This window comes from Jiangella rhizosphaerae (genome assembly GCF_003579925.1).
In the GTDB taxonomy this organism is placed as follows: Bacteria; Actinomycetota; Actinomycetes; order Jiangellales; family Jiangellaceae; genus Jiangella; species Jiangella rhizosphaerae.
In genome coordinates, this window is sequence record NZ_QUAL01000103.1 from 1 (window position 1) to 19254 (window position 19254).

14 protein-coding genes are annotated in these 19254 nt (G+C 70.6%); 9 read left to right on the forward strand and 5 right to left on the reverse strand.

Annotation, left to right across the window (positions count from 1 at the left end; all coding sequences use genetic code 11):
• From DY240_RS11190 to DY240_RS11230, 9 genes are all read left to right on the forward strand, one after another.
• A partial coding sequence (locus tag DY240_RS11190; RefSeq protein WP_119659978.1) for an LPXTG cell wall anchor domain-containing protein occupies positions 1–274 on the forward strand: 274 nt, incomplete at its 5' end.
• 41 nt (positions 275–315) lie between these two features.
• Positions 316–1524, forward strand: a complete 1209-nt coding sequence (locus DY240_RS11195) for a glycosyltransferase family 4 protein (protein ID WP_199701316.1) — start codon at positions 316–318, stop codon at positions 1522–1524.
• Entirely contained in the window at positions 1521–2711 is a 1191-nt protein-coding gene (locus DY240_RS11200) for a class I SAM-dependent methyltransferase (protein ID WP_119659979.1), read from the forward strand. Before DY240_RS11195 ends, DY240_RS11200 begins: the two co-directional genes overlap by 4 nt.
• The gene (locus DY240_RS11205; RefSeq protein ID WP_119659980.1) at positions 2708–3841 is read left to right on the forward strand and encodes a class I SAM-dependent methyltransferase; all 1134 of its coding nucleotides are present in this window, start codon (positions 2708–2710) and stop codon (positions 3839–3841) included. Before DY240_RS11200 ends, DY240_RS11205 begins: the two co-directional genes overlap by 4 nt.
• 10 nt (positions 3842–3851) lie before the next feature.
• A complete protein-coding gene (locus DY240_RS11210) occupies positions 3852–4838 on the forward strand; it encodes a glycosyltransferase family 2 protein (protein ID WP_147375283.1) in 987 nt (328 codons plus the stop codon).
• Complete coding sequence (locus DY240_RS11215; protein WP_119659982.1) at positions 4835–7528, forward strand: fibronectin type III domain-containing protein; 2694 nt, start codon at positions 4835–4837, stop codon at positions 7526–7528. The genes DY240_RS11210 and DY240_RS11215 overlap by 4 nt, the downstream gene beginning before the upstream one ends.
• 25 nt (positions 7529–7553) lie before the next feature.
• Positions 7554–9224, forward strand: a complete 1671-nt coding sequence (locus DY240_RS11220; protein WP_119659983.1) for a lipopolysaccharide biosynthesis protein — start codon at positions 7554–7556, stop codon at positions 9222–9224.
• A gap of 4 nt (positions 9225–9228) precedes the next feature.
• Positions 9229–10410, forward strand: coding sequence for a right-handed parallel beta-helix repeat-containing protein (locus tag DY240_RS11225; protein WP_147375286.1), 1182 nt, complete (start codon positions 9229–9231; stop codon positions 10408–10410).
• 52 nt (positions 10411–10462) lie between these two features.
• Positions 10463–12346 carry an asparagine synthase-related protein gene (locus DY240_RS11230; RefSeq protein ID WP_158602820.1) on the forward strand — a complete coding sequence of 628 codons (1884 nt, stop codon included), beginning with the start codon at positions 10463–10465 and terminating at the stop codon, positions 12344–12346.
• Between the two features lie 80 nt (positions 12347–12426).
• Here the strand turns inward: DY240_RS11230 and DY240_RS11235 are convergent, their stop codons facing one another.
• The 5 genes from DY240_RS11235 to DY240_RS11255 form a co-directional block, all read right to left on the reverse strand.
• Positions 12427–14646, reverse strand: coding sequence for an AAA family ATPase (locus DY240_RS11235; RefSeq protein ID WP_119659985.1), 2220 nt, complete (start codon positions 14644–14646; stop codon positions 12427–12429).
• A gap of 144 nt (positions 14647–14790) precedes the next feature.
• A complete protein-coding gene (locus DY240_RS11240) occupies positions 14791–15735 on the reverse strand; it encodes a glycosyltransferase family 2 protein (protein ID WP_119659986.1) in 945 nt (314 codons plus the stop codon).
• A complete protein-coding gene (locus DY240_RS11245) occupies positions 15735–16580 on the reverse strand; it encodes a glycosyltransferase family 2 protein (RefSeq protein ID WP_119659987.1) in 846 nt (281 codons plus the stop codon). The genes DY240_RS11240 and DY240_RS11245 overlap by 1 nt, the downstream gene beginning before the upstream one ends.
• Positions 16581–17828 carry a Coenzyme F420 hydrogenase/dehydrogenase, beta subunit C-terminal domain gene (locus DY240_RS11250; protein WP_199701318.1) on the reverse strand — a complete coding sequence of 416 codons (1248 nt, stop codon included), beginning with the start codon at positions 17826–17828 and terminating at the stop codon, positions 16581–16583.
• Positions 17825–18997 (reverse strand): polysaccharide pyruvyl transferase family protein, encoded by a 1173-nt coding sequence (locus tag DY240_RS11255; RefSeq protein ID WP_119659988.1) that lies wholly within the window; start codon positions 18995–18997, stop codon positions 17825–17827. The genes DY240_RS11250 and DY240_RS11255 overlap by 4 nt, the downstream gene beginning before the upstream one ends.
• Positions 18998–19254 lie beyond the last annotated feature (257 nt).

Sequence of the window (19254 nt, forward strand, 5' to 3'; positions counted from 1 at the left end):
CCTCGGCTCCCCCGGCGCCCCGAAGCCGCCGCCCGGCGAGACCGGCACGCCGGCGCCGAAGCCGACGCCGAAGCCGACGGGCAGCGCCGCGCCGCCGATGGGCGGCGACGACGACACCACTGCCGGCGGCGGGCTGCCGAACACCGGCCCGGGCGACGTCGCCCAGGCGCTGGGCGTCGGCGGGCTGCTCACCGCGGCCGGCGCGGCCATGTACGTCGCGTCGCGGAAGGAGTCCCCCGAACCGGGCGACGCACAGCCGGGAGCGACCGCCTGACGGCCGGCACGCTCGACTAGAGGCCTGGGGGGGCACAGTTCATGGGGGTCTGGGGTGGAGCCCGGCGGCGCACGGCGCCGCGGGTGCTGATCGTCGTGCAGAACATTCCGGTGCGCATCGACCGCCGGGTCCGCAACGAGTGCCGGGCGTTGCTCGACGCCGGCTACGGCGTCACCGTCATCTGCCCGAAGGAGTCGCCGGACGAACCGGACCGGCACGAGCTCGACGGCATCGTCGTCCGGTCGTACCAGCCGCCGCCGGCCACGTCGGGCCTCGTCAGCTACCTCGTCGAGTTCATCGTCTGCTGGCTGCGCACCGCCCGGCTCTCGGTGCGGACGGCCCGCGCCGAGGGCTTCGACATCCTGCAGGCGTGCAACCCGCCGGACACCTACTGGCTGCTCGGCCTGCTGTGGAAGCTGCGCGGCAAGAAGTTCGTCTACGACCAGCACGACCTGTGCCCCGAGGTGTACGAAGCGCGGTTCGGCAAGCGGGGCGCCCTCTACCGCGCCCTGCTGCTGCTCGAGCGGGCCACCTACGCCACCGCCGACCGCGTGGTGAGCCCGAACCCGTCGTACCAGGAGGTCGCGCTCACCCGCGGCAGGCTGCCGATCGGCCGCACCACCGTCGTCATGAGCTCACCCGACCCGGAGCTGATGAAGCGCGGCGAGCCGCACCCGCAGCTGCGTGGCGGCCGCGAGTTCCTCGTCTGCTACATCGGCATCATGGGGCCGCAGGACGGCGTCGACCGCCTGCTCGACGCCGTCGCCCACTACGTGCACGTGCTCGGCCGCAAGGACACCCGGTTCGGGCTGCTGGGCTACGGCGACAGCCTCGACGACCTGCGCGCCCAGTGCACCCGGCTGGGCCTGGACGACTGGGTGACGTTCACCGGCCGGGTCGACCAGGCGGAGCTGGGCCGCTGGCTGTCGACCGCCGACCTCGGCGTCACCCCCGACCCGCCGTGCGAGTTCAACCACCGCTCGACGATGAACAAGACGCTCGAGTACATGGCCCACGCGGTGCCCGTGGTGGCCACCGATCTGCGGGAGACCATGCGGTGCGCCGGGCCGGCCGCCGAGTACGTGCCCGACGGCGACCCCGTCGTCATGGCCAAGACCATCGCCACGCTGCTGGACGACCCTCGCCGCCGCGCGCAGATGGGCACCGCCGGCCGGCAGCGCATCGAGACCGAGCTGGCGTGGGGCGACCAGGCCCGCCGCTACGTCGCCATGGTCGGGTCGCTGCGATGACCACCGCCTGTCCCGCCTGCTTCGGGGGCGATCTCCGGACCTTCTACACCGTCGACCGCGTGCCGGCGGCGAGCTGCCTCATGCTCGACGACGAGGCGGCGGCGCGCGCGTTCCCCGCCGGTGAGCTGCGCATCGCGGCGTGCGGGAGCTGCGGCTTCGTCACCAACACCGCGTTCGACCCGGCGCTCACGCGATACGACGACGACTACGAGGAGTCGCAGGGCTGCTCGCCCCGCTTCCGCGACTACGCCGCGGAGCTGGCCGACGGCTGGGTGCGCCGCTACGGGCTGGTCGGCAAGACCGTCGTCGAGCTTGGCTGCGGCAAGGGCGAGTTCCTGGCCACGATGATCGCCGCCGGTGTCGGCTACGGCATCGGCGTCGACCCCGCGGTCCGGACCGAGCGCATCGATCCCGGCCTGCGACCGCGCACCGCCTGGGTCCGCGGCCCGTTCCCGGAGGCGATGGAGACCATCGACGCCGACGCCGTGGTGTGCCGGCACACGATGGAGCACATCGCGCCGGTCGGGGCCTGGCTGCGGTCGGTGCGCGCGGCGATCGGCCCGCGCACGGACACCGTCGTGCTGTTCGAGCTGCCCGACGTGCTGCGCGTGCTGCGCGAGGGCGCCTTCTGGGACGTGTACTACGAGCACTGCTCGTACTTCTCCGCCGGCTCGCTGGCCGGGCTGTTCCGCCGCTGCGGGTTCGAGCCGCTGGACGTGCGGCGCACCTACGACGACCAGTACCTCGTCATCGAGGCCCGGCCAGTCGCCGGGAGCTGGCCGCTGGCGGGCGACGTCCCGGACGCCGGCGGCGACGACCGCGACGACGTGCTGGCCGCCGCCGACACGTTCGTCGCGCGCATGGACGAGGCGCGGGCGCACTGGCGCGGCCGGGTCCGCAAGGTCACCGCGGACGGCGGCCGGGTGCTGCTGTGGGGCGCCAGCTCGAAGGCCGTCGCGTTCCTCGCCACCCTCGGCGACGACGCGCGGCACGTCGCGGCGGCCGTCGACATCAACCCGTACAAGCAGAACCGCCACCTGGCCGGCAGCGGCCACCGCGTGGTGCCGCCGGACGCCGTGCCCGACCTCGCCCCCGACCTCGTGATCGTCATGAACCCCACCTATGCCGGCGAGATCGGCCGCGACCTGGACGCCCGCGGCGTCCAGACCGCCTTGGAGACGCTATGACCTTCCGCCAGTGCCTCGCCTGTGGCAGCGACCGGCTCCGGCCGATCGCCGACCTCGGCCTGACGCCGGTGCTCAACGGCGTGATGTTCGACGACCGCGGCGCAGCCCGCTCGGCGTCGCTCGGCCGGCTGGACCTCGCCGGCTGCCTCGACTGCGGTCACGCCGTCAACGTCGCGTTCGACCCCGCGCTGATCGACTACGACGCCGAGTACGACAACTCGCTGCACTTCTCCCCGACGTTCCAGGCCTACGCCGACGACCTCGCGGCCCGGCTGGTCGACACCTACGACCTGCGCGGCGGCGTCGTGGTCGAGATCGGCTCCGGCAAGGGCGACTTCCTGGAGTCGATCACCAAGCTCACCGGCGGCACCGGCATCGGCTACGACCCCAGCACCATGCCCGACCGCGAGATCCCCGGCGTCACGCTGGTCAGCGACTACTACCGGCCCGGCCAGGACGTCGAACCGTACGACCTGCTCGTGTGCCGTCACGTGCTGGAGCACCTGGAGGACCCCGCGGCGATCCTGCGCTCGCTGCGCGCGGCCGCACCGCCGGACGCCGTCCACTACTTCGAGGTGCCGGCCGCCGAATTCGACTTCGGGCCCACCGGCATGTGGGACTTCATCTACCCGCACGTCTCCTACTTCTCCGCCGACTCGCTGCACGCGCTGATGCGCCGCTGCGGCTTCGAGGTCGTGGCGTCCGGGCGGTCGTTCTCCGACCAGTACGCGTGGGTCGAGGTCCGCGCCGGCAGCACCGAGCCGGCCGCCGTCGACCCGGCCGATCACCTCGCGCTGCTCGCCGACTTCGCCGACCGGCACCACGAGCACGTCACCCGCTGGCGCGACGACATCGCCCGGCACGGTGCGCGGACGGTGCTCTGGGGCGCGGGCTCCAAGGGCGTGAGCTTCCTCAACGCCGTCGACCCCGAGGGCCGGCTCACCGTCGTCGACCTCAACCCGCGGAAGTGGGAGCGCTACCTGCCCGGCTCCGGGCACCGCGTCATCGCCCCCAACGACCTGCCCGGCCAGCAGGTCACCACCGTTCTCATCACCAATCCCGCGTACGAGCGGGAGATCACCGGCCACCTCGGCGAGCTCGGCGTCCCCGCCGAGGTCGTCGCGGTCTGAGGTGGCCACGATGTCCGCGACCGCGATGCACCCGCTGACGGGCGGCCCGCCAGGGGGCGCCGTGCCGCGGCTCAGTCTCGGCATGCCGCTCTACAACGCCGAGCGCTACGTGGCGCAGGCCTTCGACGGCCTGCTCGCCCAGGACTTCGCCGACTTCGAGATCATCGTCAGCGACAACGCCTCGACCGACCGCACCTGGGAGATCTGCGAGGAGTACGCGCGGCGCGACCCGCGGATCCGGTTGTACCGGAACCCCGAGAACCTCGGTGCCGCCTACAACTACAACCGGACGGTCGACCTCGCTCGCGGGCCGCTGTTCCGCTGGGTCGCCTACGACGACGTCTGCGCCCCGACACTGCTGCGACGCTGCGTCGAAGCGCTCGACGCGGACCCCGAGGCCATCCTGGCCTACCCGCAGACGATGCTCATCGACGACGACGGCGCACCCATCCGCCCGTACCGCGACGGCCTCGATCTGCGCTCGCCGCGGGCGTACCGCCGAGTCGCGCAGTACGCCCGCAACTGGAGCCTGTGCAACGCGGTCTTCGGCGTCGTCCGCACGGAGGCGCTGCGAGCGAGCGGGCGGATCCGCCCCTACCCGTCGTCGGACGTGGTGCTGCTCGCCGAGCTCGCGGCACTCGGCCGGTTCCACGAGGTGCCCGAGCGGTTGTTCCTCCGGCGCATCCACCAAGCGTCGAGCCGTCAGGGCGGCACGAAGAGCCTGGCCGCCGTCGCCAGCTGGTTCGACCCGAAGCGGGCGGCGCAGGCCAAGCCGCGACGCATTCAGGTCATGCGCAGGGTCACCGGAACGCTCGCCGGTCTGCCGGCACCCCTGTCGCAGCGGTTGAGCTGCATCGCGGCCTTCGCCGCCGTCTGGGGCTTGAGGAAGGCGCACATGAAGGCCAGCCGGGTGAAGCACGCGGTCCTCGACCGCGCCCCCGCCCTGTCCGGATCCACGCGCCGCGCGGGCGTGGACGCTTCGAGGGAGGACGGATGAACCTCACCGGACAGCATGCCCGCGCGCTGGGCCTGATCGCCGTCGGTGTCACCGCCGCCGCACTGCTCATCCCGCCGCCGGCCGTGGCCGAGACCACCAGCATCACCTCGGACGACTTCTCGTCGGGGACGCTGAGCAGCGCCTGGGCGGTCGTCGACCCGCTCGGCGACGGTACCGTCGCCGTCACCGGCGGCGGCACGGCGAACGCACGGCTGACCATCGGCGTACCGGCCGGGACTGAGCACAACGCGTGGCGCAGCGCGGACGTGCCGCGGGTGATGCAGTCGGTCGCCGATGCCGACATCTCCGTCGAGGCGAAGTTCGACACCATCCCGACCACCGCCACGCAGGACGTGGGCCTGCTGTTCGAGCAGAGCGCGGCCACGTTCGTGCGCGTCGACGTGTTCGACGGCGGCACGGGGCCGCGGCTGTTCGCGTCGACCACGGTCAACGGCACGCCGAAGACCCGGACCAACCAGGCGCTGCCGGACCTGGCGTCGATCCGTCTGCGCGTCGACCGCGCGGGCGACTCGTGGACCGTGCGCTGGTCCGCCGACGGCCAGTCCTGGACGACTGCGGTCACCTTCACGCAGGCCATCGACCTGACGAGGGTGGGACCGTACGCGGGCAACGCCGGCGGCACGTCGTCACCGGCCTTCACCGCCGCCGTCGACTACGTCTTTGACCCGGCGGCACCGGTCAGCCCGGAGGACGGCGGTGGCTCGGAGCCCGAGCCGACGCCGACCCCGACGCCGACGCCGACGCCGACCCCCACCCCGACGCCGACTCCGACGCCCGCTCCCGGTTCCGGCTTCGTCTCCGACGACTTCGCCACCGGGGAGTTGGCCTCGCGCTGGAGCGTCGTCGACCCCGCCGGGGACGGCACCGTGTCATTGACGGGCGCCGGCACGGCAGACGCCCGGCTGGTTCTCGGGGTCCCGGCCGGCTCCGACCACAACCCGTGGCGCAATGCCGACTCGCTGCGCCTCGTCCAGGCGGTCGCCGACGCCGACGTCACGCTCGAGGCGAAGTTCGACTCGATGCCGACCGTGAAGAACCAGACCCAGGGCCTGCTGTTCGAGCAGAACCCCGGCACCTTCACGCGATTCGACGTCTTCCACGACGGCACCGGCCCGCGGCTGTTCGCGTCGAGCACCGTCAACGGCACTCCGAAGAGCCGCCTGAACCAGTCGCTCCCGGCGCTGCCGTCGGTGCGGCTGCGGGTGTCGCGTGCGGGTGACACCTGGACCCTGCGCTGGTCGGCCGACGGCCAGTCGTGGACCACCGCCGTCACCTTCACCCAGGCCATCGACCTGACCCGGGCCGGAGCGCATGCGGGCAACGCCGGCGGGTCGGCGGCGCCGGCGTACAGCGCGCTGGTCGACTACGTCTTCGACCCCGCGCATCCCGTCGACCCCGAGGACGGCTACGAGCTGCCGCCCGACACCACACCTCCGGTGATCGGCCAGCCGACCGTGACCGCCACGGCGGTCTCGGCGACCGTCCAGTGGACGACGAACGAGCCGGCGGGCGGCGCCGTCGACCACGGCCTCACGACGTCGTACGGCTCCACCGTCACGGAGTCCGGCGCGGCGCTCAACCACTCGGTGACGCTGACCGGGCTGGAGCCCGAGACCACCTACCGCTACCGCGTCCGGGGCAGCGACCTCGCCGGCAATCCCGCCACCCCGGTCACCGGGTCGTTCACCACGGCCGCACCGACCGGCTCCGGTGACGAGATCGACGTCTGGTACGGCGCGCAGCAGTCGTTCGGCACGCCCGCCCACACCCAGCCCTGGGTGAACATCCTCGGTTCGGTGGCCGACCCGGCCGACGTGACGGCGCTGACCTACCGCGTCGACGGCGGGCCGGCCGAGGCGCTGAGCATCGGACCGGACAACCGGCGGCTGCAGAACCCCGGCGACTTCAACATCGACATCCCGCGCTCCTCGCTGTCGACCGGCCAGCACACGGTGGCGATCAACGCGACCTACCAGAACGGGCACCAGGCCACGGCGAACGTCACCGTCAGCGTCGCCGACCCGGGTGTGCTCTCGCTGCCGCGAACGGTGACGTGGTCGGTGTCCACGCCTTTGCAGCACCAGGGCCAGGTCGTCGACGGCCGCTGGGTCACGGGCCCCGGCACGCTGCGGACGTCCACGACCGGGTACGACCGGCTGGTGGCGGTCGGCGACCTGCGGTGGACCGACTACGAGGTGACCGTGCCGATGACGGTGCACGGCTTCGGACCGGGCGCCTACACGCATCTGTCCGGCGCGCCGATGATCGGGCTGGGACTGCGCTGGCAGGGTCACACCGCCGTCGACAGCTCTCAGCCGGCCTGGGACTGGTTCCCCGCCGGCGCCTACAGCTGGTACCGGTTCTTCGAGGACGGTGCCCGGTGGGAGCTGCGCGGCAACGGCAACTCGCCGGTCAAGCGCGGCACCCGTGAAGGCAGCGGCATCGCCTTCGGCACCAGCTACACGATGAAGGTGCGGGTCGAGAGCCTGGCCCAGGGCGCGCGGTACTCGATGAAGTGGTGGCCCACCGGTGCCGCCGAGCCGGCCGCCTGGTCGGCGACGCTCGACGACCTCGACAGCGTCGCCAACGGCTCCATCGTGCTGATCGCGCACCAGCTCGACGCGACGTTCGGGGCAGTGCAGATCACGCCCGTCCCCGGGTCGCCGTGAGCGGACGACCGGACGTGGTGCGTCGATGACCGCCGAGACCATCGAGCGTCAGGCACCGGGACGGCACGCCGCGGGCCGGCGGCCGGCCCGGCGTCCGCCGGCGCGTCGCTCGGCGGACGGGGCTCTCGCCGCGCGCTACGAGGCGCGCCGGGCCAAGCCCAGACGTCATTCGAGGCTCCGCTCGGCCGCGATCTGGTCCTACTCGCTGACCATCGGCAAGATGGCCATCACGACCGGCCTGTCGCTGGCGCTCGCCGCCATGCTCGGCCCGCGCGCGTTCGGCGTCATCGCGATGGCCCTGGTGTTCACCAACTTCATCGAGATGCTCCAGCAGCAGGGCATGATGCCTGCGATCATCGCCCGCAAGACGCTCTCGGACCTGCACGCCGACACCGCGTTCTGGCTCGTGCTCGGCGCCGGCGTCGTCTGCACGGGCCTCGGGCTGCTCGTCGCGCCCTGGTGGGCGGCGCTCAACGGGCTGCCCGAGCTCACACCGGTGATCCAGGTGCTGGCACTGAGCGTCCCGCTCAGCTCGTCGGTGGTGGTGCACGAGGCGATCCTGCGCCGCCACCTGGACTTCCGGAAGCTGGCCGTGCGCAGCTGGTCGTCCGTGCTCGCCGGCGGCGTGGCCGGCATCGTCGCGGCGGTCGCCGGCTGGGGAGTCTGGGCGCTGGTCACGCAGCAGGTGGTCACCACGGTCACCACGGTCATGGTGTTGTGGCGCGTGTCGCACTGGCGGCCGCGGCTGCGGTTCAACACCGGGGCGGCGAAGGATCTGTGGCACTACTCCGTGCGGTCGTCGGCCTCCAGCCTCGGGCTGTTCCTCGGCGGCCGTCTCGACGTCATCCTGGCAGGTGCCCTGTTCGGTCCGGTGCTGGTCGGCCTGTACCGGATGGGGCAGCGCCTGACCAGCATGGTCGTCGACGTCACGGCGCGCTCGATGCAGGCGGTCTCGCTGCCCGGCCTGTCCGCCCTGCAGGACGACCAGGACGCCTTCAACGCCCGGCTCCTGCGCATGCAGCGCGTGACCGCGGCGCTGGCACTGCCGGTGCTGGGCATCGTCACCGGGGTGGCGCCCGCCGTCCAGCAGCTGCTCGGCGACGAATGGGCCGGCACAACCCAGGCCATCAGAATCCTCGCCGTGAGCCAGGCGCTCTCGGCACTGACCCTGCTGCTGGGGCCCGCGTTGCAGGCCAGGGGCAAGCCGGGGACGCTCGCGGTGGTGCTGTGGATCTGGAGCGGGCTGGGCGCCGCCGCGCTCCTCACCGCGGCGGCACTCGACGACACCGCGCTGAGCCGGCTGGCGGTGCTCTGCTGGGCCATCGTGGCGGCCTCCGCGGGGGCTGCGATCCTCCTCCTGGCGGTCGCGTCCCGCACCTTCGACATCCGGATCGCGAAGTTTTTCATGATTTTTCTTCCCGCCGTGGTGGCCGGACTGGCCGCGGCCGGCGTCGCCAGCGCCCTCACCTGGTGGCTAGCTACATCGCCGCTGGTCGCAGCGGTGCTCGGCGGCTTGTTAGGCGCAATGGTGTCGCTGGCCATGCTGGCCGGGCTCGACCCGGTGGTCCGGACCATTCTGAGGCCCTTGCTGCAGGTCACGAGCTTGCAACGGTTTGGTGTCCATGTTTCATTGGGCACCGTCACGAGACGGTCACGGGCCCAAGAGACCGCACAGTCGAGAACCCGCAGGGACTGATTCGATGCCCAAGTACGGTGGCTCCCCCGCGCGCCGCAGAACGCGCCGCCACATCGTCGTCATCACGCTGATCTTCGCCCTCCTCGCCGGGGGCGGCGCGGTGGCGTACGCACTTCAGCCGAGTGAGCCCACATCGACCATCGCCGACGACACCATCTCCGCCGCCCGCCAGATCGGCGCTCCCGAGGCCAAGCCCGCGCGGCACCACCACTGGAAGCGCGGCTGGCACCGGACGCCGAAGCCGACGGCCACGCCGACGCCCACGCCAACGCCGACGCCCGAGCCGACGGAGGAGCCGCAGCCGGAGCCGACGCAGTCGGAGGAGCCGGAAGAGACGCAGGCGCCCGAGCCGGAGCAGCCGGCCGAGGACGTCGTCTACGGGGACTTCCCGACCATGGAGACCACGGGACCCCGCACCTCGGACCTCGCGCCGAGCGACGCCATCACGACCGAGGAGGACGGACAGGTCATCGAGGGTCTGGACGTCGAGGGCCGCATCAAGGTCGTGAACGACGACGTCGTCATCCGGGACGTGCGCATCAACCACGTCGCTCGCGAAGGCGGCCAGTACGCGCTGCACATCACCGAGAAGGCCGACGGACAGTGCCCGAGCAACGTCGTCATCGAGCACATCGAGATCGTCGGTGACACGGACGTCCTCGCCGACGACGCGAAGACCGTGTACGGCGCGTGCCCGTTCACGCTGCGGAACTCGCGCATCTACGACGTCGGCTCGGCCATCCGCATCACCAACGGCGCGACCATCGAGGGCAACTACATCCACGCGAACTACTACCAGGAGGGCTCCGGCACCCACCGGTCCGGCATCGGCCTCAACGGCGGCGCGGATCACGTGATCGCCAACAACACCATCGAGTGCGAGGGTCCGGGCTGCTCCGGCGCCTTCGTGATGTACGGCGACTTCGCTCAGGTCCGCAACGTGCTGGTCGAGCACAATCTGTTCAACACCACCGGCTCGTACTGCACGTACGCGGGATCGCTGGACACCAAGGAGTTCCCGGTAGCCGAGAACGTTCGCTACATCGACAACCAGTTCGGCCGGAAGTACTTCGACACCTGCGGCCGCTATGGACCGGTCGCCGGCCGTGACAGCGACGGCGGGCCGGGTTTCATCTGGGAGAACAACACCTGGGCCGACTCAGGCGAGTCGGTGTCGGTGTCCTGACGATCACCGCCACACTGGCCGGCGAGAGACGGCCACCCACCACTGGAGCAGGATGTCTGGAGAGATCCTCCTCGTCGCGGGCCCGGACGAGCCGCGAGCGAGGTCGCGCAGGTCACAGCTGATCCGGCAGGCCGCCGCGCGAGTTCCCGGAGCTGGGGCACCCCGGATCGCCGAGACGTCGACCACCGCACTCGCGGTGGTCGACGTCGGCGTTCCGCTGAACCTGCTGGAGACATCGGACGGCGCGGCGCTGGCGGCGGTCGCGGCGACGACGGCCGGGCTGCCGCAGGCGGTGACGTCGGCGAAGGGCGGCCACCTCGCCGGCGCCGAAGCCGGCCACGTCGCCGTGCGGGCGGCGGCCGACGGCTCTGTGGTCATGAGCACGGACGGCATGGCGTCCGTGCCCGCGTTCTGGGCCGAGGTCGACGGCCAGCTCCTGGTGTCGACGCACCTCACGAGCCTGGTGAGCCTGGGCCTGGCGCCCGATGCGGACGAGCAGGGCATCCTGGAGTACCTGGTCATGCTGCACCCGCTGCAGGACCGGACGGTGCTGCGCGGCGCCCGCCTGCTGCCGCCGGGCGGCGTGCTGACGTGGCGCGCCGGCGGTCCGGCCACGATCACGGCGCAGCCGCTGTTCGTTCCGGACGACTCGCCGATGGGCGACGACGAGGCGATCCTCGCGTTCCGCGCCGCCTGGAACGAGGTCATCGCGACGATGTACGAGCGCAACCGGAACGTGCGCGTCGCGCTCGGGCTCAGCGGTGGCCTCGACAGCCGGGCCATCGCGGCCGCCACGGCGAACCTGGGCGAGTCGCCCCTGACCTTCGCCTACGGCACCGGCCGGCAGTTCGAGACGCGGGTGGCCGGCAAGGTCGCGAGAACGCTCGGCTTCACGCACACCCGCTACCCCGTCACCGACGAGTTCCTGCTGCCTGCCGCGATCACCATCGCAGAGCGGCTCGACGGCGCGCACAGCCCGGCCGAGATGTTCGAGCTCTGGTTCGCCGATGCGCTCGCCGAGTCGGCGGACGTGCTGGTCAACGGCGCCGGCGGCGGGCCGCTCTGGGGCGACGAGAAGACACTCGGGGTCCGTTCGGCCGCCGAGGCCGAGGCGAAGGTGTGGAGCCGGTACGGCGGCGCGGCCTCCGGTGCCCGGCGGTTTCTGTCCGGCGATGCCTCGGCAGCGCTCGAGCCCACGGTCCGTGGCGGGCTGGCGGCGTCGTTCGAGCCGTGGGATCTGGGCAGGCGCGCCGACATGACGGTGTTCTGGCGGGTGGCCAACCGGCAGGTGCGCTGGGGCAACATGCTGCTCAACGCCGTGCGCCGGTCGGGGCTGCGCACGGAGGCGCCGTTCCTCGACTCGCGCTTCCTTCGGTTCGCCGCGCGGCTCACGGCCGACCAGCGGCGCAACGGCCGGCTGCACCTTCGCGTGCACCGCGAGCTGTTCCCGGCCACCGCGGGAATCGGACGCGGCGACGACGGCAACAGCCCGCGCCATCTCGACCACGTGTATTGGTCCGGCGACCGCTCCTACCTCGACCAACTGGCCGGGCTGGCCCGCAGGCACCCGGTGTCCGCCGGCCGCCGGGCCGCTCGGCGCGCCGTCGAGGTCGGCACGCACGCGCTTCGCGGCAGCCTGTCGGTCCACGGGCCGGCCGACTGGTGGGACAGCCGCTCGTCGGTCTTCCCGATCGAGCTCTGGGGCCGTACCCGGCCGGTGTTCGCTGCCCGGCTGGCCGCCTTGGTCGGCTCGGCGCGGTCCGTGCACCCGTTGTTCGACGCCGGCGCCCTCGAAGCGGCGGCTGCCGACCTGCGGGCCGGGCGGTTCGACGGCTCCGCCGCCGCACTCGCCCGCGTCGCCACCGCCGCCCAATGGCTCGCGGACGCCGCCGACCGGGCCCGCGCCCTGGGCGACGTACATCGGTCCCGCCTCTAACCCGATCTCAGGCGCCGCCATAGCCGGTCTCCGCCCGCCCAGCACCGGGGCCCCAGTCCCCTAGGCGAGCCGACCTGATGCTATCTGGTCACCTCTCGCAGCAGCCGAGCCAGTTCCTCAGGTATTTCACTTTGGTCCAACTGACCTGCGAGGCGCTGCGCGTCACGCTCTTTCTTGAATCTAATCCCGTACTGCTGACAAACACCATCGATCAATTCATGGCCCGGAACCAAGGCCAACTTTTCCCGTGCCCAACGCTCTTCAAATTTTGCTGTCTCGGCTTCAGCATCTCCGCTTAGCTCCACGATGCGCTCATCCAACTCTGCAGCAGCTCGCGCCGCTTCGGCTTGCGCGAGCTCAATCAGATCCGCGCTTCGCGACGCCGACGTGATCCGATCACGGTCTATGTAGAGCGGCCTGCAGAACTTCCGCAGCAACGCCCTCTCCAAGGTATTCGTCTTGAGCAACTCGGCCACCTGGTCCAACTGGGCGGAAACCTCCTCTGGTGTCACGCTATCGCCCTCCGCGGCGCGACCCTTCTTACCCGCAATGAATCGAGCAATTGCAGCCGGTATCGATAGATAGTTCTCAAGTTCCCTGCGGAGGAGTACATGCAGGCGCGCCCGGTCACCCAGTAACCCCTCCAGCTTTCGACGCTCCTCATCGGTCGACTCATCGCGATCCAGAAGGAACGTCATCTGAACGCGCCGTCGGCTAAGAAATGCAAGCGTGGATTCCGTCGCGTAGTGTGTGAAGTTTCGAGCACCACCCATATGGACAAATCCAACGCCCGCGCGCCCCAGGTTCAGCCCGATCTTTGCGGCAATCTCCCGAAGCACCGCCTCATCGGAGGCTCCCTCGACGAAGATGAGTCTGTCAAACATGAAGAGCGAGCTAAGGCGTAGGCCAAGCTGCTGCGGAATGGCTTCCTCTGCCTCAACGAAGTCAATGAGCCTCGCCTCTACATCATTGTCTCGACTTACAAGATAAACGTTCCGCATATCGTAAATGTCGAGAAAGTTTGTCGAATGCGTAGTGACAAATATCTGCGAGCGCGTGCTTGCAGAACGCAGGTATCGGAGCATACTCATCTCAAGAGCAGGATGGAGATGTATCTCCGGCTCCTCAACTAGCAGTACATCTGGGCCCTTCAACTCATTGTCCAGTACCAGCCTGAGGGCTTCTCTGATTCCGGCGCCGTTCATCTCAACAAGAACTTCGTCGACGTCCATTTCCGCGTTCGTGTTTAGGCCACGCACTCCGCGACCCTCCGGCTGACTCTCGAACGCGTCAATCACGACACCCATCAATGATTGAACAGTGTCCTGAATGTTCTTGAGCGTCTCCGTCCCCCCGCGACGGACCTTCAATCGGAGCAACTGCTGGGCCTCTTCGCGGCCCACGGGGCTTCGTCGGTCACGAAGATGAAGGTACTTCGTTCGACCAAGGAATTGGAGTATCGCGAGCGCATAATTAGGAAGGCGCGCAGACTGGCCAGAGAATGTGTCCACACTATTAGCCAACTCGCTGGTCTCAAGATCTTCCTGCTTCTTCCTTGCTATGCTAGCTAGCGATTCGATTCCTTGAATCGCTTCAGCTAGGTCCGAAGATTCACGCAGAATCCGCTCTACGTCTTCGACGACCTCTACCCTAGGTCTGGATGAGGAGGATCGAGAAATGATCGAGGTAAGTAGTTCGCGCGAGTACCGGCCTTCCCTATACATGGAGAAGTCGCTTCGCTCAAGCCGCGAACCAATAGCCTCAAGATCCCGCGCTTGGTCAGCGAAGCGTTGTGCCTCCCGCGCCTTCTTATGTAGCTCTGCCGCAGCCGGGCCACCTACATCCAGCAGGATCTGGTCGGCACTGCGGTCCTCGTCCTTCCTGACCAACACAATGCTCTTTATATAGACGTAGGGAGGGTCGCCCTTGGCTGCGGCTACCGTAACGGCAAGTGCGTGGGACGTGTCGAGCCCTTCTAACGCGTTGCGCATTTGGGGCGCTTCATCCACGATTAGTTCATGAATCAGCGAGAATTCGTCCGGTGAAAGACCGAACCAGATCTCCACTTCTAAACGCTCGTCATCCGCGCTCCGTCGGAAGTTGGTCTCCTTGCTAAGCGGACCCTCGAGGTCAACAGCGGACCCAGTGGCGACCATTCGGAAGAACCCATTGATCGCGTCCAGGATAGTAGACTTTCCGGCATTGTTCTTACCGATCAGGACATTCAAGTCTCCGCATTGTGCGAGCCGCGCGCTAGCAACTCCCCGAAAATTCCGAATAAAGACGTCACGTATCTGCATATTTGCCCCCTAGAGTAAGGGGTATACATTACAGGATGAACGAGTCGAGGACCAGCCTCGTGGAGGCTGCAGAGTAGGAAGTTGGGAGCGCCACGCCAATGCCTGAGCAGAAATAGTTGCCTACGCCATGACGCCCGCACCGGACTAGCTGAGTCGACTACCTACTTTGCCGCACAGCAGCGCCTTGACTGCGGCCCGGTGCGTCGGCCGGCCGAGCAGGGCGCGCACGCCCTCGTTGAACACGACCACGCCCCAGTACACCGCCGACCGCACGGCGCCGTGCCGCTTGCGGTACAGCTTGGTGCGGTTGACAGCGACCAGGCTCCAGAGCCACGGTGACTTGCTCATCGCCCCGCCGGGGTGGGCCGCGACGGCGTCCCAGACGTAGCCGATGCGGTAGCCGGCATCGCGAGCACGCAGGGCGTAGTCGGTTTCCTCGGAGTACAGGAAGAACTCCTCCGACCATGGCCCGACGGCGTCGAGGACGCGGCGGGAGAGGAACATCGCCGCTCCGGTAGCCCAGTCGGCGGTCGCGCCATCGACGTAGTACGAGGGGTCACGGATCATGTCGCCGAGCAGCGGGAACCGGGCGGCCCGGTGGCCACCGAGCAGCGCCTCGCCGATCGCCCGCAAGATGGTCGGCTCGCGGCGCAGGGAGAACTTCAGCTTGCCCGTCGCATCGACGATGCGTGGGACCGCGATGCCCACCGCATGGTCGGCCTCGACAGCGTCGAGCAACCGGCGGACGGCGCCGGGCTCGAGGACGGCATCCGGATTGAGCACGAGGACGCCGCGCCGGGCCCGCACGTGCCCGATGCCGAGGTTGAGACCCGCGCCGTAGCCGAGGTTCGCACCGGCCTTCACCGCGACCGCCCACGGGGCCAGCTCGACCACCCGCTCGACGGTTCCGTCGGCGGAGTCGTTGTCGACCACCACCACCTGGGCCGAGCCGATCCCGTCCAGCGCGTCGGGCAGCGCGCGCAGGAACCTCTCGACGATCGCGGCGCTGTTGTACGTGACCGTCACCAGGACGACATCGGCCTCGGGCGCGCCGTCCTGGACGGCGGCCGGCCGGGGCACCGGGGCCATCACCACGTAGCCGGCTTTCCGGCCAGCCGCTTCACCCGGTTGCGGACCGCCTTGGCCTTGCGCCGCCAGCCGCGGTAGGCGTTCGGGTTCAGCGACGCCGCCTGGAGGACGTAAGCGCTCTGCCGCAGCTGGGTGAGCCAGTCGTCCACCGTCCGGACGCCGTTGGCCTGCGCCGACAGCGGCATCCGCGCGGCCAGCTCCGCGTCGGTGCGGACCAGCGTGTGCGGCGAGCGCGGGTCGTCCATGTGGTCCTCGGGGACGAACGGAAAGTAGTACCCGTTGATCCCGCCGGCGCGCGCCACCCGCATGCAGTAGCCGGTGAACGACTCGCTCTCGCCGAGCACGCCGAGCCGCTCGACGTAGGCACGCGGCATCAGGTAGCCGCTGCCCTGGACCCACAGGTTGCGCATCAGCTGGTGACCGTCGCGAAAGGTCTGGATCTTGCGGCGCGCGAGCTCGGGCCGGAAGTCCTCGTCGGGGTGCCGCCAGCTGCCGATGACGCCGAAGTCGGGGTTGGCGTCGTGCGCCGCGGTGAAGGTGTCCAGCCAGCCGGGCGCGACCAGGCAGTCGTCGTCGACCTTCGAGACGAATCGCGCCTCGGACTCGGTCCACAGCCAGCAGGTCGGCGGGCGCAGCCGGACGTTCTCGCGGCTGTGGTGGTAGCGGAACACCCGCGGGTCGTCGCGGTAGGGCCGCAGCGCCTCGATGGTCGCCTCGTCGTCGCCGTTGTGCCACAGCCAGACGCGGTCGTCCGGGCCGCAGGTCTCCAGCAGCCGCGGCAGGCTGAGGTGCAGGTAGCCGGCGCTCTTGTAGGTGATCATGACGATGTCGGCGCGGTGCCCCATTCACGCCACCTCCTGCATCGGGCGCGGCTCCGGCTCGCGCAGCCGCTTCGCCTTGATCCGCCGCAGCGTCCCCGCGGTGGACCGCACCTTGTCGCGCCAGCCCAGCCGCAGCCAGAGCCGGAAGGACGGCAGCCCGGTGTACTCCGGCGCGGGCAGCCCGGCCAGCCGCATCGTCCGGACCCGCGCCCAGACCGCACCGCGGGTCGCGGCCAGGTTCGGCTGCGACTGCGGCAGCCGCTCCAGCGGTATGGGGCCGCCCGCGACGGCTCCGTCACGCAGCGCCGCCTCCAGCGCGGCCCGGCCGGCCTCGGTGCGGACGACCACCAGCGAGCGGCCCGGCTCGCCGTCGCGCAGTTCCCGGTACCAGGGGTCGCCGACGGCAAGGTCGGCGAACTCGCTGGTGTGGTCGGGGCAGATCATGCAGCGCCACTGCCGGTGCTTCTGCAGCGTCTCGCCCCACGACTCCTCGTAGCTGAACGACGGCGTCCGCCCGTCGCGCGTGCGCAGCCGGAACCGGCCCGGCCAGCCCTCGCCGCGGTAGTCCAGCCTGGCGACGTCCCCGGGCTCGACGCCGAGCCGGCGGACGACCTCCTCGGTCCCCCGGGTGGTCGGCGTGCCGGCGCAGAAGATGCCGATGGTGAGCCCGACCTTCTCCCCTAGCGACGGCCGCAACTGCGCGGCGCGCCGGGTGGCGGCGATGTCGCAAGGCTTGCCGACGACGACGCTGCGGCCCTCGGCGGCCTCGACGAGGTCCAGCCGCTCGCCCGGGCTGGCCGGGGAGTAGCGTGACCCGGCCGCGCCGACGATGTCCGCGTAGCTGCGGTTGAGGACGGTCTCGTTCTCCAGCGGGGCGTCCTTGCGGGCCTGCACCTGCAGGGCGCCGACGGCCGCACCGGACGTGACGGCGTGCGCGGCGAGCGCGCTGATGACGCCACCGGAGGAACCCTTGTGCCGCACCACGGGGTCGGTGGCCCAGCACTCGTAGAGCGCCAGGATCGGCCCCCAGCTGCCGCCCAGCGGCGCGCCGTCCAGCACACCGTCCTCGTGCTGGAGCCGGGCACCGGGACAGGCCGCCAGGGCGGCGCCGGCGACCCGGCCGTTGATGCTCGCGATCGGCAGCGGCCGGCGCCCGGCCTCGGGCACGTCGGCCATGCGCAGCGCGTCAGGCTCGAGGAACGCGCACGTGCCGCAGCCGCTGCACAGGTGCGCGTCGACGACCTCCTGGATCGAGCCCGGCCGCGTCGTCACGCGATCGCTCCCCGCCGGTCGGCGTCGTGGCGCCAGCTGAGCACGTCGGCGACGATGTCCGCGAGCTGCCCGCGGGCGCGGTCGACCACGCCGGGCACGGTGGCGGCGAGCCGCTCGCGGCTCTCGCCCCGCGCATCGAACGACGCCGTCATCGCCTCGACCGCGGCCTCGCCGGCGACCTCGCGCGCGTCGGCGACATGCTCGCCCATGCCGCAGGTCTCGAACACCCCCTGCGTCTTGAGGCTGTAGGCGTAGCCGAACGCGGGCACCCGCGACGACAGCGCGCCGATGGTGGCGTGCATGCGACTGCCGGTGAACCAGTCGCACTGCGCGATGCACCACTTCAGCTCGGCGGCGTCGAGCTCGGCCGGCACGACGGTGGCGCGGTCGCGCTCGGCGGGGGTCAGCTCGCCCAGCACCTGGTCGATGGCGGCGATGTCGCTCTCGCCCTGACCGCCGGGCACCTGGACGTGCGGCACCAGCAGCACGCGCGCGCCGGCCTTGACGAGGGAGCGGACGACGTCGGTCATCGTCGCGACGTAGTCGCCGGCCAGCCCGAACCGTTCGCGTCCGGCGGCGTCGCGCAGCAGCCCGCTGACGTTGACGCCCGCGACCACCTCGTCAGTGGCCCAGGCCTCGACGACGTCGGCGACGTGCGGCGCCGGCCGGCGCGGCCGCAGCGCGAACGCGACGTCGACGCCGTCGCGCAGCCGCGAGGCGTCGGCCATCGGGCCGGCCAGCTCGAGCAGCCGCTGGAAGCTGTGCGGGTCGCGGGCGTAGGCCAGCGACGACGACCGGATCAGCCGCTGGGCGAGCACACGACCCTCGGGGGTGTCGAACGGGCCGTACGTCTGCGGCAGCAGCACCAGCGGACGGCCGGCCCGCAGGGCCGCCAGCTTCGGCGCCGCGACCGAGTGCAGCCGGGTCGGCCCGTACAGGTCGGTGAAGCTGTCACCGCCGCTGATGTCGGCGACGGCGTCGGCGCGAGCGATGCGCCTGGCGACCGGGTTGCCCCGACCGCCGAATGTCTGCGCGAGCCTGACCTGCGCCCAGCTCTCCGGCCGATGCCAGCGCCGCGACATGCGCACGCCGGCGAACTCCACCCTCGTGGACGGATACCGCCCCGAGGTGTCGGGCCGCACGCCCCAGCCGTCGTCGAACGCCGTCACCTGTCCGCCCGGTGCGACCGCATCGATGACGTCCAGGACCGACCGTCCGAGTGCTTCGACGCCTCTGTTGCCGTTGCCGATCGACGCGCCGGCAAGACAGAGTCGTATTCCCCCCACGTGGCCCCCCCACAGTGAACGACAGTGCAAGTATGTCCGACATCGTCGAATGACGCGACTGTTCCGCTTTGCCGCGCTCGTGATACCCGCCTACCATGGAGCAGGCCTCGTGACGAGGCGGCACGTGCTGGGGGGCAATA

Excerpts from the sequence above, each read along its gene's own strand:
- DY240_RS11215 (WP_119659982.1), top strand. The coding sequence starts at position 4,835 with ATGAACCTCACCGGACAGCATGCCCGCGCGCTGGGCCTGATCGCCGTC.
- DY240_RS11200 (WP_119659979.1), top strand. The coding sequence starts at position 1,521 with ATGACCACCGCCTGTCCCGCCTGCTTCGGGGGCGATCTCCGGACCTTC.
- DY240_RS11245 (WP_119659987.1), bottom strand. The coding sequence starts at position 16,580 with ATGGGGCACCGCGCCGACATCGTCATGATCACCTACAAGAGCGCCGGC.
- DY240_RS11230 (WP_158602820.1), top strand. The coding sequence starts at position 10,463 with ATGTCTGGAGAGATCCTCCTCGTCGCGGGCCCGGACGAGCCGCGAGCG.
- DY240_RS11210 (WP_147375283.1), top strand. The coding sequence starts at position 3,852 with ATGTCCGCGACCGCGATGCACCCGCTGACGGGCGGCCCGCCAGGGGGC.
- DY240_RS11220 (WP_119659983.1), top strand. The coding sequence starts at position 7,554 with ATGACCGCCGAGACCATCGAGCGTCAGGCACCGGGACGGCACGCCGCG.
- DY240_RS11225 (WP_147375286.1), top strand. The coding sequence starts at position 9,229 with ATGCCCAAGTACGGTGGCTCCCCCGCGCGCCGCAGAACGCGCCGCCAC.
- DY240_RS11195 (WP_199701316.1), top strand. The coding sequence starts at position 316 with ATGGGGGTCTGGGGTGGAGCCCGGCGGCGCACGGCGCCGCGGGTGCTG.
- DY240_RS11235 (WP_119659985.1), bottom strand. The coding sequence starts at position 14,646 with ATGCAGATACGTGACGTCTTTATTCGGAATTTTCGGGGAGTTGCTAGC.
- DY240_RS11205 (WP_119659980.1), top strand. The coding sequence starts at position 2,708 with ATGACCTTCCGCCAGTGCCTCGCCTGTGGCAGCGACCGGCTCCGGCCG.
- DY240_RS11240 (WP_119659986.1), bottom strand. The coding sequence starts at position 15,735 with ATGGCCCCGGTGCCCCGGCCGGCCGCCGTCCAGGACGGCGCGCCCGAG.